A 15,411-nucleotide genomic window follows, 5' to 3' on the forward strand; every position below is an offset into this window, starting at 1 on the left:
TGAGCAACCCGGCCGTGACAGGCCGTACCCACCACCCAGGGATGGACACCGTCATGCCCACAGACTCCGGTCCGGCCGAGGCAACCGAAACCGCGAAGAAGGTCGGCTGACCCCATGAAGACGGCTGAGACAGCCCCGTTCCGTTTCTTCTCCCTCCAGGTCGTACGGACGCGGCGCCTCGGCCCGTCCCTGGTCCGCGTCACCTTCGGGGGCCGAGGCGGCGACGGTCTCGTCGACTTCGCCGCCGGGGGCCGCGACCAGAGCCTGTCGCTCTTCCTCCCGCACCCGGGCCAGGTCGCGCCCGTGGTGCCGGTCGAGGAGGGCGAGGGCTGGTGGAGCGCCTGGCGGGCGCTGCCCGACGACGTACGGGCCGTGATGCGCTCGTACACCCTGCGGGAGCAGCGCCGCGACCCGGACGAGGTGGACATCGACTTCGCGCTCCACCCGGACGGCGGCCCCGCGTGCCGCTGGGCGGGCCGGGCGTCGCCCGGTGACCAAGTGCTGGTGCTGGGGCCGGCCGTGGCGGACAACACGGCGGTACGGTTCCGGCCGCCGGCCGACACCGACTCCGTACTGATCTGGGCCGACGAGACGGCGCTGCCCGCCGCTTCGGCGATCCTGGAGTGGCTGCCCGCGGGCCTGCGGGCGGACGTCTGGATCGACGTGCCGCACGCCGCCGACCGGCAGCCGCTGACCACCGCCGCCGACGCCAGGATCACCTGGCTGGTGCGGGACGAGGGCGCGCCGTCCGCGCTGGAGGCCGTACGCGCCTTCGAGCAGCACGGGAGCGCCCCGTACGCGTGGATCGCCGGGGAGTCGGGCACGGTCAAGGCGCTGCGCCGCCATCTCGTGCACGAGCGGGGTGTCGACCGGCGCCGGGTGACCTTCGTCGGCTACTGGCGGCTCGGGCTGAGCGAGGAGCAACTGCGCGAGGCGGCGACCGAGTCGGCCAGGAAGGCCACCGAAGAGGCCGCCGGAGAGACCGTCAGGGAAACCGTCGGGGAAACGGTCCGGGAGAGGACCGAGGAGGCGGCGCGGGCCGCGTAACCCCGTACGCGGCCTTCAGCGCCACAGGTACGCCCTCCGCCCTGCCATCTGTGTGACGGGGCGACTCCGATGCGGGATTGAAAGATGAAGTTAGGTTAGGCTAACCTAACTAAGCCTCATCGGCCCCACCCCGTACCCGTACTTCACCCCGCACCCCACCCCGCACCCCCACATCCGGGAGGACCCCAGCATGCGTGCGCACCTGCTCAATGGCGCGACGGCGGACCGCTATCGGCGCTCCGTGACCGAAGGAGTCGAGCGGGTGGCGAACCGACTCGCCACAACGAAAAAGCCGTTCAGCGGCATCACCCCCGACGCACTGGCCCCGGTGGTCTCCGCGGTCGACCTGGACCAGCCGCTCGGAGATGCCTCGGCCGCGCTCGACGAGCTGGAGAGCGTCTATCTGCGGGACGCGGTCTACTTCCACCACCCGCGGTACCTCGCGCACCTCAACTGCCCGGTCGTCATACCCGCCGTCCTCGGCGAGGCCGTGCTCTCCGCCGTCAACTCCTCCCTGGACACCTGGGACCAGAGCGCCGGCGGCACCCTGATCGAGCGCCGGCTCATCGACTGGACCACGCGGCGCATCGGGCTCGGCGCCTCCGCCGACGGCGTCTTCACCAGCGGCGGCACCCAGTCCAACCTCCAGGCGCTGCTCTTCGCCCGCGAGGAGGCCAAAGCCGACGAGCTGACGAAACTGCGCGTCTTCGCCTCCGAGTGCAGCCACTTCAGCGTGCAGAAGTCGGCCACCCTGCTCGGGCTCGGCCCGAACGCCGTGGTCTCCATCCCCTGCGACCGCGACAAGCGCATGCAGACCGTGGCCCTCGCCGCCGAGCTGGAGCGCTGCCGCGCCGAGGGGCTGACCCCGATGGCCGTCGTCGCGACCGCGGGCACCACCGACTTCGGCTCCATCGACCCGCTGCCGGAGATCGCGGCGCTCTGCGAGCAGTACGACACCTGGATGCACGTCGACGCGGCGTACGGCTGCGGGCTGCTGGCCTCCCTCACCCGCCGTCCGCTCCTGGACGGCATCGAGCACGCCGACTCCGTCACCGTCGACTACCACAAGTCCTTCTTCCAGCCGGTGAGTTCGTCGGCCGTGCTGGTACGGGACGGGGCCACCCTGCGGCATGCCACGTACCACGCGGACTATCTGAACCCGCGCAGGACCGTCGAGGAGCGCATCCCCAACCAGGTCGACAAGTCCCTCCAGACCACGCGCCGCTTCGACGCCCTCAAACTGTGGATGACCCTGCGCGTCATGGGCGCCGACGGCATCGGGGAGCTCTTCGACGAGGTCTGCGACCTGGCCGCCGAGGGGTGGCAGCTCCTCGCCGCCGACCCGCGCTACGACGTCGTCGTGGAGCCCCAGCTCTCCACCCTCGTCTTCCGCTACATCCCCGAGCACATCACCAGCCCCACCGAGATCGACCGCGCCAACCTCCACGCCCGTAAAGCACTGTTCGCCTCCGGCGAGGCCGTGGTCGCGGGGACGACCGTGGGCGGGCGTCAGTACCTGAAGTTCACCCTGCTCAACCCCGAGACCACCGTGCGCGACATCGCCGCCGTCCTCGATCTGATCTCCGGCCACGCCGAGCAGTACCTGGGAGAGAACCTTGTCCACGCTTCCTGAGCGCAGCGCGCCGTACGACTTCGTCGGCATCGGGCTCGGCCCCTTCAACCTGGGACTCGCCTGCCTGACCGAGCCGATCGACGAACTCGACGGAGTCTTCCTGGAGTCGAAACCCGACTTCGAGTGGCACTCGGGGATGTTCCTCGAAGGCGCCCACCTCCAGACGCCGTTCCTGTCGGACCTGGTCACCCTGGCCGACCCGACCTCGCCGTACTCCTTCCTCAACTACCTGAAGGAGTCCGGGCGGCTGTACTCGTTCTACATCCGTGAGAACTTCTATCCGCTGCGGACCGAGTACAACGACTACTGCCGCTGGGCCGCCGCCAAACTCTCCAGCGTGCGCTTCAACCGTACGGTGACCTCCGTCTCGTACGAGGAGGAGAGCGAGCTGTACGTGGTCCGCACCGCGGACGAGACGTACCGCGCCTGGCGCCTGGTGCTCGGCACCGGGACTCCGCCGTACGTCCCGGAGTCCTGCCAGGGGCTCGGCGGTGACTTCCTGCACAACTCCCGCTATCTGCAGGGGAAGGCGGAGCTCCAGAAGAAGGAGTCCATCACCCTCGTCGGCAGCGGGCAGAGCGCCGCGGAGATCTACTACGACCTGCTCTCCGACATCGACGCGCACGGCTACCAGCTCAACTGGGTCACCCGCTCGCCGCGCTTCTTCCCGCTCGAATACACCAAACTGACGCTGGAGATGACCTCCCCGGAGTACATCGACTACTTCCACGCGCTGCCGGAGGCCACCCGCTACCGGCTGGAGTCGGGGCAGAAGGGGCTGTTCAAGGGCATCGACTCGGATCTCATCAACGAGATCTTCGACCTGCTCTACCAGAAGAACCTCAAGGGCCCGGTCCGGACCCGGCTGATGGCCAACACCGCGCTGACCTCGGCGTCGTACGCACACGGGACGTACACGCTCGGACTGCGCCAGGAGGAGCAGGAGCAGGACTTCTCCCTCGCCACGCAGGGGCTGGTCCTCGCCACCGGCTACAGGTACGTCGCCCCCGCCTTCCTGGAGCCGGTCGCCGGCCGGATCAGGCTGGACGGGCACGGCCGGTACGACGTCGCCCGCAACTACAGCATCGACACGACCGGGCGCGGGATCTTCCTCCAGAACGCCGCCGTGCACACGCACAGCATCACCTCGCCCGACCTGGGCATGGGCCCGTACCGCAACGCGTACATCATCGGTGAGCTGCTGGGGCGGGAGTACTACCCGGTCGAGAAGGCCATCGCGTTCCAGGAGTTCGCCGCACCGGAAGGCACCCTTCGATGACCGAGCGCACCCCCGGGCCGGAGATCCTGTTCTCCCGTACGGACGAACGGCTGGGCCTCTTCGAGGTACGCGCCGTCGACCCGTTCGCCGACATCGAGCTGCTGCACGGCTGGGTCACCCACCCCAAAGCGGCCTTCTGGCTGATGCAGGGCGCCACGCTGCCGGATGTCGAGCGGGAGTACCTGGGCATCGCCGCCGCCACGAACCACGACGCGTTCATCGGGCTGCACAACGGCGTCCCCGCCTTCCTGATCGAGCGGTACAACCCCGCCGAGGTGGAGCTGAAGGGCCTGTACGAGGCCGAGACCGGCGACATCGGGATGCACTTCCTGGTCGCCCCGGTCGACGGCTCGCGGCGGCTGCACGGCTTCACGCGCGCCGTGATCACGACGGTGATGGCGCTGCTCTTCGACGACCCGTCCGTACGGCGCGTGGTCGTCGAGCCCGACGTACGCAACGCCGCCGTCCACGCCCTCAACGAGGCGGTCGGCTTCCGGATCGAGAGGAAACTCTCGAAGCCGGAGAAGGACGCCTATCTGAGCATCTGCACGCGCGAGATGTTCCACGCCGCGCTCGCCGCACCGGCCGAGCAGGACGCAGCAGCCGAGCAGGCCACCCCGGCCGAGCAGACCGCTCAAGCAGCACGAGGAGTCACCCGATGAGCAGCCCGAAAGCACCCGCGAACGCGCCGGTGAAAACACCCGCGAACACCGCGCCGAACACCACGGACAGCGTCGCCCATCTCACCCCGGCGCTCTGGGAGCAGGCCGGCCGGCTGCTCATCCGCAAAGCCCTCGCGGAGTTCTCCCACGAGCGCATCCTGACCCCCGAGTCCCTCGGCGGGGACCGCTACCGGGTGCGGAGCGACGACGACGCGACCGAGTACCGCTTCACCGCGCGCCGGTTCGCCCTCGACCACTGGCAGATACCCGCCGACTCCGTACAGCGCCACCGCGGCGACGCGGAACTGCCCCTGGACGCGCTCGACTTCTTCATCGAGCTGCGCGAGACGCTGGGGCTCTCCGCCGCGATCCTGCCCGTCTACCTGGAGGAGATCTCCTCCACCCTCGCGGGCACGGCGTACAAACTCACCAAGAAGCCGGTGACCTCGGCGGAGCTGGCCGGCGCCGGGTTCCAGGAGATCGAGACGGGGATGACCGAGGGTCACCCCTGCTTCGTCGCCAACAACGGCCGGCTCGGCTTCGGCGTGGACGAGTACCGCGCGTACGCCCCCGAGGCCGCGAGCCCGATCCGGCTCGTCTGGCTCGCCGCGCGCCGCGACCGGGCCACCTTCACCGCGGGCGCCGGGCTCGACTACTCCTCCCTGATGCGCGAGGAGCTGTCCGCGGCGACGCTGGAGCGGTTCGACGGGATCCTGCGCGCCCAGGGGCTCGACCCGGACGGCTACTTCCTGATCCCCGTGCACCCCTGGCAGTGGTGGAACAAACTCTCCGTCACCTTCGCCGCCGAGCTGGCACAGCGCCATCTGGTCTGTCTCGGGGAGGGCGAGGACGACTACCTGGCCCAGCAGTCGATCCGTACCTTCTTCAACACGACCGACCCTGCCAAGCACTACGTCAAAACCGCGCTGTCCGTCCTCAACATGGGCTTCATGCGCGGCCTCTCCGCCGCGTACATGGAGGCCACGCCCGCGATCAACGACTGGCTCGCCGGTCTGATCGAGCGTGACGACACCCTGCGCGCGGCCCGCTTCTCGATCATCCGCGAGCGGGCGGCGATCGGGTACCACCACCGGCAGTACGAGGCCGCCACCGCCAAGGGCTCCCCGTATCTGAAAATGCTGGCCGCGCTCTGGCGCGAGAGCCCCGTGCCCTCGCTCCGGGGCGGGGAGCGGCTCGCCACGATGGCGTCCCTCCTCCACACCGACCGGGAGGGCTCGTCCTTCGCGGGCGCGCTGATCGCCGCGTCGGGGCTGGCGCCGGCCGACTGGCTGCGCCGCTACCTGGACGCGTACCTGGTGCCGGTGCTGCACTCCTTCTACGCGTACGACCTGGTGTTCATGCCGCACGGCGAGAACGTCATCCTGGTGATCGAGGACGGTGTCGTCCAGCGGGCGATCTTCAAGGACATCGCCGAGGAGATCGCGGTGATGGACCCGGACGCGGTGCTGCCGCCGGCGGTCGAACGGATCCGGGCGGACGTGCCCGAGGACATGAAGGTCCTGTCGATCTTCACCGATGTCTTCGACTGCTTCCTCCGCTTCCTGAGCGCGGACCTGGTCTCGGACGGCACCCTGCCCGACGAGGACACGTTCTGGCGTACGGTCGCGGAGTGCGTCCGGGGGTACCAGGAGTCGCTGCCGCAACTGGCCGACAAATTCCGCCAGTACGACCTGTTCGACGAGGAGTTCGCGCTGTCCTGCCTCAACCGGCTCCAGCTCCGCAACAACGAGCAGATGGTCGACATCGCGGACCCGGCGGGCGCGCTCCAGCTCATCGGCACGCTGACCAACCCACTGGCCCGGTTCGCGAAATAGCCGGAGGGACACAGGGGTTGACGCGCGCGGGCGCCGGGGGTTCGGCAGAGCCCCCGGCGCCCGTTCCCGTCTCGCCCGCACCCCACGCCTGATGGAAGAATCCTCCGCATGGCGGAAATCACCCAGAAGGACGGCACCTGGACCTTCGACGGGGACACGGTGCGCATCGTGCCCGGCAAGGACAAGGGGGTGAGCCTGCTCCGCAGGACACTCGGCGAGATCGCCGTGCCGCTGGAGGCGCTGGCGGGAATCTCCTTCGAGGCGGGGCGCAAGTCCGGGCGGCTGCGGCTGCGCCTGCGGGACGGCGCCGATCCGCTGCTGCGGATCACCGGCGGCAAGCTGGACGACGCCTCCCAGCCGTACCGGCTCACGGTCGAGAAGGACCGTTTCGGCGTGGCGGAGTACCTGGTGGACGAGGTGCGCAACGCGCTCCTGCTCGATCAGGTGGACCCCGGCCCCGTCGACCGCTATCTGCTGCCGGGCCCCGCCCTGCCGATCACGGTGGGCGCGGGCGACGGGACCGTCTCCTTCGACGGGGAGCGGATCCGGCTGGAGTGGAACTGGAAGACCGAGGAGTCCAAGTCCTCCGGCGGGCCCCGGACGCTCGCCCTCGACGATGTCGCGGCGGTGGAGTGGCTGGCGAGCGCCGGTCTGGAGAACGGCTATCTCCGCTTCGTGGTGACGGGTGTCACGTCGGCGTCGTCGACCCCGCCGAAGTACGACCCGCACGCGGTGGAGCTGTACGGGTTCCGGAAGGACCCGCTGATGGCGCTGGTGGGCGCCGCGGTGGTGGCCCGGCTGCCGCACCCGCTGGCGGCGGCGTCCCCGGTCAGGGAGGCTCCGGTCGGGGAGGCTCCGGGCGGGCAGGCTCCGGGCGTCGGGCCGGTGGAGGCCCCCGTCACAGCCGCCGAGGCGACCGGGACCGTGACCGGGACCACGGCCGGGGGCGGCGGCGACGATCATGACGCCCTGCTGCGCCGGCTGCGGGAGCTGGGCGAGCTGCATCAGTCGGGGATACTCACCGCCGAGGAGTTCGCCACCGCCAAGAAGGCCGTCCTCGGACGCCTCTGAGGAGACGGCCGGAGCGCCCCCGCTCACCCGGCCACTCTCTGAGTCCTTCCCTCATTCAGCTCTCACTTTCAGCGGATCCTGCCCGATTCCGGGCAGGAATCTTGCAAACGCCCTCGCGCGCCCGCAATATCGACGAGTGCTCGAACGCCGCCCGTCGTACGACGACCTCATCGACCATCTGGTGCGCAGCACCGCGCTCCAGCGCGGTGAGGCCGCCCGGGTGGTGCTCGACGTCCTGGCGTACTTCGACGAGACGACCGAGGAGTTCGTACGGCGCCGCCACCGGGAACTGCAGTCCGGCGGGGCCGCCAACGCGGAGATCTTCGAACGGATCGCCGCCGAACTGCCGCACCGCGCGGTGGCGCCGCCGGAGCTGTCGCTCCGGCAACTGCGCCGCATCGTCTACGGCTGACAGGTACGGCCTCGTACAGCTACGACCGCCGGTTACGACCTCCGGCCACGACCGCGTCCGGGCACACACCGTAGGAACTTCAGGAGGGGCAGAAACCGTATGTGCGGAATCGTCGGATACATCGGCAGGCGTGACGTGGCACCACTGTTGCTGGAGGGCCTGCAGCGACTGGAGTACCGGGGGTACGACTCCGCCGGCATCGTCATCACCGGCAAGCCGGCCGCGGGCAAGGCCGCCACGCTGAAGATGGTCAAGGCCAAGGGCCGCGTCCGTGAGCTGGAGGCCCGGGTCCCCAAGCGCTTCGCCGGCACCAGCGGTATCGCGCACACCCGGTGGGCCACGCACGGCGCCCCGAGCGACGAGAACGCGCATCCGCACATGGACGCCGAGGGCAAGGTCGCCCTCGTCCACAACGGCATCATCGACAACGCCTCCGAGCTGCGCGTGAAGCTGGCGGCGGACGGTGTCGTCTTCCTCTCCGAGACCGACACCGAGGTGGTCACCCACCTCGTCGCCCGCTCCCAGGCGGACACCCTGGAGGAGAAGGTCCGCCAGGCGCTCCAGCTCGTCGAGGGCACGTACGGCATCGCCGTCATGCACGCCGACTTCCCGGACCGTATCGTCGTCGCCCGCAACGGCTCGCCCGTGGTGCTGGGCATCGGCGAGAAGGAGATGTTCGTCGCCTCCGACGTGGCGGCGCTGGTCTCGCACACCCGCCAGGTCGTGACCCTGGACGACGGCGAGATGGCCACCCTCAAGGCCGACGACTTCCGTACGTACACCACCGAGGGCTCGTCCACCTCGGCCACGCCGACCACCGTGGAGTGGGAGGCCGAGTCGTACGACATGGGCGGCCACGACACGTACATGCACAAGGAGATCTCGGAGCAGGCCGACGCCGTGGACCGCGTGCTGCGCGGCCGGATCGACGACCGGTTCTCCACCGTGCACCTCGGCGGGCTGAACCTGGACGCCCGCGAGGCGCGCGGGGTGCGCCGGATCAAGATCCTCGGCTGCGGCACCTCGTACCACGCGGGTCTGATCGGGGCGCAGCTCATCGAGGAGCTGGCCCGGATCCCCGCCGACGCCGAGCCGGCCTCCGAGTTCCGCTACCGCAACCCGGTCGTGGACCCGGACACGCTCTACGTGGCGGTCTCGCAGTCCGGTGAGACGTACGACGTGCTGGCGGCGGTGCAGGAGCTGAAGCGCAAGGGCGCCCGGGTGCTGGGCGTGGTCAATGTGGTGGGTTCCGCGATCGCCCGGGAGACGGACGGCGGGGTGTACGTGCACGCGGGCCCCGAGGTCTGTGTGGTCTCCACCAAGTGCTTCACCAACACCGTGGTCTCGTTCGCGCTGCTGGCGCTGCACCTGGGCCGGATCCGCGACCTGTCCGTGGCGGACGGGAAGCGGATCATCGCGGGGCTGCGCAGGCTGCCCGAGCAGATCTCGGAGATCCTGGCGACGGAGAACGAGATCGAGAAGCTGGCGGCGGAGTACGCGGGGGCCAGCTCGATGATGTTCATCGGGCGGGTACGGGGCTACCCGGTGGCGCTGGAGGCGTCGCTGAAGCTGAAGGAGATCTCGTACATCCACGCCGAGGCGTACCCGGCGTCCGAGCTGAAGCACGGTCCGCTCGCGCTGATCGAGCCGGCGCTGCCGACGGTCGCGATCGTCCCGGACGACGAGCTGCTGGAGAAGAACCGGGCGGCGCTGGAGGAGATCAAGGCGCGCAGCGGCCCGATCCTGGCGGTGGCGCACCAGGAGCAGGAGAAGGCCGACCACACCATCGTCGTGCCGAAGAACGAGACGGAGCTGGACCCGATCCTGATGGGCATCCCGCTCCAGTTGCTGGCGTACCACACGGCGCTGGCGCTGGGCCGGGACATCGACAAGCCCCGTAACCTCGCGAAGTCGGTCACGGTCGAGTAGTCGAGCAAAGGCCGTTCACGGCCGGGCGGCAGCCGTGTCCGTTCGCGGTCGGGCGGCAGCCGCCCTGTCGTGGTCGGGCGGCAGCCGCCCTGTCGTGGTCGGGCGGCAGCCGCCCTGTCGTGGTCGGGCGGCGGCCGTCCGGTTCACCGCCGGGCGTTGGCCGTCCGGTCGCGGTGAGAGCGCCCCCGGCGCGTGCCACCCGTCACACCGAGGGCGCTCTCCGAAGGGGCCGGTGCTTGCCCGGGCACCGGCCCGCGGCTGCCACGGTCGGGTCTCCGACCTGGCCGGTGGCCGTCACACCCCGGCCGGCAGCGCGCCGTCACGGGCGAGTGGGGCGGGCCCGGGAGCAAGATGGCCGAGAAATGAAGCGGAATTGGCGCTTCCCGCAGAGGCGTCGTCCACGGCGGGCTCCCTTCACGAGGTACGGGCGCAGGGAGTCCCCGCGACCGTTACGTACCCTTCACCCGTGCGCACCGCACCTCTACGCGTGAGTAAATTCACGCTGCGGGCAAGAGAGTTGACGGCGCATCAGCCCCGGGGGGCGTGAGCCGGGGAGCCGTTACGGGATGACGACGACGGGGCGCTGCGCGCGGCGGGCGAGCCGGCCGGCGACCGAGCCGAAGATGCGCCCGACGATGCCGTGGGTGGAGCCGACGACGATCGCGTCGGCGGAGTACTCCTGCCCGACCTCTTCGAGTTCGTGGCAGATGTCGCCGCCTCGTTCGACCAGGATCCACGGCACCTCGGCGAGGTAGTCCGCGCAGGCCAACTCCAGGCCGAGCACTTCGGTGCGGTGGTCGGGGACGTCCACGAAGACCGGGGGTTCGCACCCCGCCCAGACCGTGGTCGGGAGCCGGTTGGCGACATGGACGATGATCAGGCCGGAGCCGAGGCGCCGGGCCATGCCGATGGCGTAGGCGAGCGCGCGCTCGCTGGACATGGAGCCGTCGAAGCCGACCACCACTCCGTGCCGGAAGGCCGGATCGCAGGAGGCGCGTGTCTGTTCCGCCGCTTGGAGGTCCGACAGGGGGTCGGCTACCTGCTCGCGGTCTGCGGGTTCTGGGATTTCGTGACCGGCCATGGATGTCTCGGCGAAAGAAGTCCTCTTGAGAAGGAGCAACGAGTGGCGGGGTGGACGGAGCTGTGTCCGGGAATCATCTTCCCAACCCCATACCCCAAAGGGTACGGCGACACTCCTCTCATGCCCAGAGCCCGCCGCGTCACACGCGGCGTTCCAGGGAGCATGCACGAGGCGGTCCCGGATCGCAATGCCGGATGGCCCCTACAGGCTTCCCAGGCGGTGCCCCGGTAGCCGTGCGGAGATCCGGGATCACCCCCACGGGTGACCGGAGGGTTCCGCGTCCCGTCAGTCGTCGGCCACGCCGCCGCCCCCGGAGGCCCCTCGCATCCGCACCATCCGGCGCCCGCCCCTCAGGGGCGCCACGCGCCACGGGGCGCGCGGGGGCGGCGAACGGGGCCGGCGGCCCGCCTCCAGGCCCCTCCCGGCCCCTGGAGGGGCGCGCCGCGCGGAATACTGGGAGCGGTCCCACGGACCCCCGACAGGCCCGCCACGGGCCCGTCACGGGGTCTCGCGGAGCCTCGCCGCCCGGGGGCCGACCCCCGTCGGACACGGTGGCGCCGTACGTAAGGATGTACGGAACGTACGGACCGTCCGGAAGCCGTCACTCGTGGAGGGTTCAACCAGATGGACAGGGGGCGCGGGAGGTCTCACGCGCGTACGAGGGAGGTGCGCCGGGGGATTGAGCGCATCGCACAGACGCACCCATCACTTTTCAGCCAACTTCGCACTTGGGCCCAACCTTTGATGAAATGGCCTGCCAACCCCCTTGCCACCAGGGAAGAAAGGACCGCTACGGCCCTCCGCACCCTACGGGGATGGGCCATGCATGCGAGGCCCACTTCCACTCTCGGCTCGCGAGTGGAACGCTTCGTGATCGAATGCTTCGCGCCAAGTTGCCTTGTCGACATAGCGCCGGTTGGAGAACTTGTCACGCCGGCACCACGGAACACAGTAGATTCGATCATGAGGATCGACGGCTGGGGACCCGTGCAAAACCGAGGGGAATCGTGCAGGAGCGAAAGGCCCGACAAGAACGGGGAGACGAGAACACCGAGGGGGGCTTAGCGCCATGAGCCAGGACTCCACTGCCGTACCGGAGTCAGTACGGAAGCTTTCCGGGCGTCGACGCCGGGAAGTCGTCGCCGTGCTGCTTTTCAGCGGCGGCCCCATCTTCGAGAGCTCCATTCCGCTCTCGGTGTTCGGAATCGACCGCCAGGACGCCGGGGTTCCCCGCTACCGCCTGCTCGTCTGCGGTGGGGAGGACGGCCCGCTGCGCACCACCGGCGGGCTCGAACTGACCGCGCCGTACGGCCTGGAGGCGATCAGCAGGGCAGGCACCGTGGTCGTGCCGGCATGGCGGTCGATCACATCACCGCCACCACCGGAGGCACTGGACGCGCTGCGCCGTGCCCATGAGGAGGGCGCCAGAATCGTCGGACTGTGCACCGGCGCGTTCGTGCTCGCGGCGGCCGGACTGCTGGACGGCCGCCCGGCCACCACGCACTGGATGTACGCCCCGACGCTCGCCAAACGGTATCCGTCCGTCCATGTGGACCCACGGGAGCTGTTCGTCGACGACGGTGACGTGCTCACCTCCGCCGGAACAGCGGCCGGAATCGATCTGTGCCTGCATATCGTCAGGACCGACCACGGCGCGGAGGCAGCGGGGGCCCTGGCCCGGCGGCTGGTCGTACCGCCGCGCCGCAGTGGCGGTCAGGAGCGCTATCTGGACAGGTCTTTACCGGAGGAGATCGGCTCCGACCCGCTCGCCGAGGTCGTGGCCTGGGCGCTGGAACATCTCCACGAGCAGTTCGACGTGGAGACGCTCGCGGCGCGCGCGTACATGAGCCGCCGCACCTTCGACCGGCGGTTCCGCTCGCTCACCGGCAGCGCGCCGCTCCAGTGGCTGATCACCCAGCGGGTGCTTCAGGCACAGCGGCTCCTGGAGACCTCCGACTACTCGGTCGACGAGGTCGCCGGCCGCTGCGGCTTCCGCTCACCGGTGGCGCTGCGCGGGCACTTCCGGCGGCAGCTCGGCTCCTCCCCCGCGGCGTACCGGTCCGCCTACCGGGCCAGGCGCCCGCAGGGCGATCCCATGCCACCGGGGGTCATGGAGTCGATGGTGCCCGCCCAGGCGTCCGCGCACTCCAGGCGGGCTGCGGCGGCCTCCAGCCCGCCGGGGCACCCGGCGGCGTCCGCGGCCCTGCCGGACCACGGCAAGGCCGGTCCCGACATGTACGTGACAGGGCCGGGCCGTCCGAGTCTGCCCGGCCAGCGGAGCGCCCCGTAGGGTAAGGCGTATGAACGATCGAATGGTGTGGATCGACTGCGAGATGACCGGGCTCTCGCTGGCGGACGACGCACTCATCGAGGTGGCCGCGCTGGTCACCGACTCGGAGCTGAACGTGCTCGGTGAAGGGGTGGACATCGTGATCCGCCCGCCGGACGCGGCGCTGGAGACCATGCCCGAGGTGGTGCGGCAGATGCACACCACCTCGGGGCTCCTCGACGAGCTGGCGGGCGGCACCACGCTCGCCGCCGCCGAGGAGCAGGTCCTGGCGTACGTACGCGAGCACGTGAAGGAGCCCAGGAAGGCGCCGCTGTGCGGCAACACGGTCGGCACCGACCGCGGCTTCCTGTTCCGCGACATGCCGAGCCTGGAGGGCTACCTCCACTACCGCATCGTCGATGTCTCCTCGATCAAGGAACTGGCCCGCCGCTGGTACCCGCGGGCCTATTTCAACAGCCCGGAGAAGAGCGGTAACCACCGCGCGCTGGCCGACATCCGCGAGTCCATCGCGGAGCTGCGCTACTACCGGGAGGCGGTCTTCGTACCGCAGCCCGGGCCGGACTCCGACAAGGCGAAGCAGATCGCGGCGAAGCACGTCCTGCGCGCGGAATAGCCCCCGTTCCGCACCCACGACAACGCGGGTGCGAGCACCCTCACGGACCCTGTACACTTTTTCTCGGCCGGTCAGGGAAAGAAAAGACCGGTCGTGGTGGGTATAGCTCAGCTGGTAGAGCACCTGGTTGTGGTCCAGGATGTCGCGGGTTCAAGTCCCGTTACTCACCCTTGAGAGATCGCCCCCGGAGCCTGTAGGTCAGGCACCGGGGGCGATCTTCGTTGGGCGGCCTTCGCTCGTGGGGCGACCCGTACAGGGCGCCCGCCCTCCGTCGTCGGCACCGGCGGCCGTCGTCGGCGCCGGCCGCCGGAGCTGACGGCCGGTCAGTGTCTCGCTGCCCCCGCTGCCCCCGCCCCGGGCAGCGGGGCGGTCAGGACGAGTCCCGTACGACCAGTTCCGTCGGGAGGATGATCTGGCGCGGGCCCGCCCCCGCCAGGCGTGTCCCCGCGCCGTTCCCCCGGGCCGCGATCTCCGCCAGGACCAGTCCCGCCATCGCCCGGCCCATCTCCTCGATCGGCTGGCGGACGCTGGTCAGCGGCGGGTCCATCAGGCGCGCTATCGCCGAGTCGTCGAAGCCGACCAGGGCCACGTCGTCCGGTGTCCTGCGGCCCGCCGCGCGCAGGGCCTGGCGGGCGCCCGCCGCCATGACGTCCGAGGCCGCGAAGACCGCGTCCAGGTCCGGGCGGCGGGCCAGCAGCTCGGTCATCGCCCGCCGGCCGCCCTCCTCGGTGAAGTCGGCCACCGCGACCAGCCCCTCGTCGGGCGTGTGGCCCGCCTCCGCCAGGGCCCGGCGGTAGCCGTCCAGGCGGCAGGCCGCGCCGTACACCGCCAGCCGTCCGGTGATCGTCGCGATGGTGCGGCGGCCCCGGGCGAGCAGGTGCGTCACGGCCGTACGGGCGCCCTCCGCGTTGTCGGAGTCGACCGAGGGCAGCGGCTCGGCCTCGGACCTGCGGCCGCTGATGACGGTCGGGATGGGAAGCCGGGCCAGCAGCTCGGGCAGCGGGTCGTCGGCGTGCACCGAGACCAGCAGGACGCCGTCGGCGCGGTGCGCGGCCAGGTACTGGGCGAGGCGGCGGCGCTCCCTGGCGCCGCCCGCGAAGGTGAGCAGGAGCTGCATCCCGGTCTCCGACAGGGCCTCGCCGACCCCGCTGACGATGCCCGAGAAGTACGGCTCGGCGAAGAACCTCGCCTCCGGTTCCGGTACGACCAGGGCGATCGCGTCGGCGCGGTTGGCGGCGAGCGCGCGGGCCGCGCGGTTGGGTACGTACCCCAGCTCCGTGATCGCCCGCTCGACGGCGGCCCTGGTCTGGGCGCTCACCTTGGGCGAACCGTTGATCACCCGGGAGACCGTGCCCCGGCCGACCCCGGCGCGCGCCGCCACCTCTTCGAGCGTGGGCAGCTTGCCGCCCCGCGGCCGGAACATCCGTGACGTCATCCGTGCCTCCCGCCAGTCACCGAACACGAACCCGCCCGATCACGCCCTGTCATGCCCGATCGCGGCCGATCCCGTACGTCCGGGGGTGCCGCCGCGGCGGCCCGTCCCAGGAATCCGTTCCGAG

The 15,411-nt window shown here is 70.6% G+C and carries 12 protein-coding genes and 1 tRNA gene; 11 read left to right on the forward strand and 2 right to left on the reverse strand.

Features of this window, described 5'->3' with window-relative positions; translation table 11 throughout:
• The first annotated feature begins 114 nt into the window (after positions 1 to 114).
• From ACIO3P_RS05025 to glmS, 8 genes are all read left to right on the forward strand, one after another.
• The gene (locus ACIO3P_RS05025; protein WP_401855092.1) at positions 115 to 1,047 is read left to right on the forward strand and encodes a siderophore-interacting protein; all 933 of its coding nucleotides are present in this window, start codon (positions 115 to 117) and stop codon (positions 1,045 to 1,047) included.
• Positions 1,048 to 1,237: 190 nt separating this feature from the next.
• Complete coding sequence (locus tag ACIO3P_RS05030; protein WP_329826961.1) at positions 1,238 to 2,680, forward strand: aspartate aminotransferase family protein; 1,443 nt, start codon at positions 1,238 to 1,240, stop codon at positions 2,678 to 2,680.
• A complete protein-coding gene (locus ACIO3P_RS05035) occupies positions 2,664 to 3,959 on the forward strand; it encodes a lysine N(6)-hydroxylase/L-ornithine N(5)-oxygenase family protein (RefSeq protein WP_401855095.1) in 1,296 nt (431 codons plus the stop codon). Before ACIO3P_RS05030 ends, ACIO3P_RS05035 begins: the two co-directional genes overlap by 17 nt.
• Complete coding sequence (locus ACIO3P_RS05040; RefSeq protein WP_401855096.1) at positions 3,956 to 4,621, forward strand: GNAT family N-acetyltransferase; 666 nt, start codon at positions 3,956 to 3,958, stop codon at positions 4,619 to 4,621. The genes ACIO3P_RS05035 and ACIO3P_RS05040 overlap by 4 nt, the downstream gene beginning before the upstream one ends.
• Positions 4,618 to 6,456: an IucA/IucC family protein gene (locus ACIO3P_RS05045; protein ID WP_401855097.1), complete on the forward strand. Its 1,839-nt coding sequence runs from the start codon at positions 4,618 to 4,620 to the stop codon at positions 6,454 to 6,456. Before ACIO3P_RS05040 ends, ACIO3P_RS05045 begins: the two co-directional genes overlap by 4 nt.
• Before the next feature lie 108 nt (positions 6,457 to 6,564).
• Positions 6,565 to 7,527: a DUF4429 domain-containing protein gene (locus ACIO3P_RS05050; protein ID WP_401855100.1), complete on the forward strand. Its 963-nt coding sequence runs from the start codon at positions 6,565 to 6,567 to the stop codon at positions 7,525 to 7,527.
• A 136-nt stretch (positions 7,528 to 7,663) separates the two neighbouring features.
• Positions 7,664 to 7,939, forward strand: a complete 276-nt coding sequence (locus ACIO3P_RS05055) for a hypothetical protein (RefSeq protein ID WP_329826955.1) — start codon at positions 7,664 to 7,666, stop codon at positions 7,937 to 7,939.
• Positions 7,940 to 8,038: 99 nt separating this feature from the next.
• Positions 8,039 to 9,868, forward strand: a complete 1,830-nt coding sequence (glmS, locus tag ACIO3P_RS05060; protein WP_329826954.1) for a glutamine--fructose-6-phosphate transaminase (isomerizing) — start codon at positions 8,039 to 8,041, stop codon at positions 9,866 to 9,868.
• 559 nt (positions 9,869 to 10,427) lie between these two features.
• Here glmS and ACIO3P_RS05065 read toward each other — a convergent pair.
• Positions 10,428 to 10,949 (reverse strand): universal stress protein, encoded by a 522-nt coding sequence (locus ACIO3P_RS05065; RefSeq protein WP_030354999.1) that lies wholly within the window; start codon positions 10,947 to 10,949, stop codon positions 10,428 to 10,430.
• A gap of 1,069 nt (positions 10,950 to 12,018) precedes the next feature.
• On the opposite strand from ACIO3P_RS05065, the gene ACIO3P_RS05070 reads away from it, so the two are divergent.
• From ACIO3P_RS05070 to ACIO3P_RS05080, 3 genes are all read left to right on the forward strand, one after another.
• Positions 12,019 to 13,239, forward strand: a complete 1,221-nt coding sequence (locus ACIO3P_RS05070) for a GlxA family transcriptional regulator (RefSeq protein WP_401794307.1) — start codon at positions 12,019 to 12,021, stop codon at positions 13,237 to 13,239.
• 10 nt (positions 13,240 to 13,249) lie between these two features.
• Positions 13,250 to 13,852, forward strand: a complete 603-nt coding sequence (gene orn, locus ACIO3P_RS05075; RefSeq protein ID WP_329826951.1) for an oligoribonuclease — start codon at positions 13,250 to 13,252, stop codon at positions 13,850 to 13,852.
• Between the two features lie 96 nt (positions 13,853 to 13,948).
• A tRNA-His gene (locus tag ACIO3P_RS05080) sits at positions 13,949 to 14,021 on the forward strand.
• Positions 14,022 to 14,222: 201 nt separating this feature from the next.
• Here ACIO3P_RS05080 and ACIO3P_RS05085 read toward each other — a convergent pair.
• A complete protein-coding gene (locus tag ACIO3P_RS05085; RefSeq protein ID WP_401855102.1) occupies positions 14,223 to 15,287 on the reverse strand; it encodes a LacI family DNA-binding transcriptional regulator in 1,065 nt (354 codons plus the stop codon).
• Positions 15,288 to 15,411: the final 124 nt, after the last annotated feature.

The sequence above is a fragment of the Streptomyces sp. NPDC087310 genome (assembly GCF_044744405.1).
Taxonomy (GTDB): domain Bacteria; phylum Actinomycetota; class Actinomycetes; order Streptomycetales; family Streptomycetaceae; genus Streptomyces.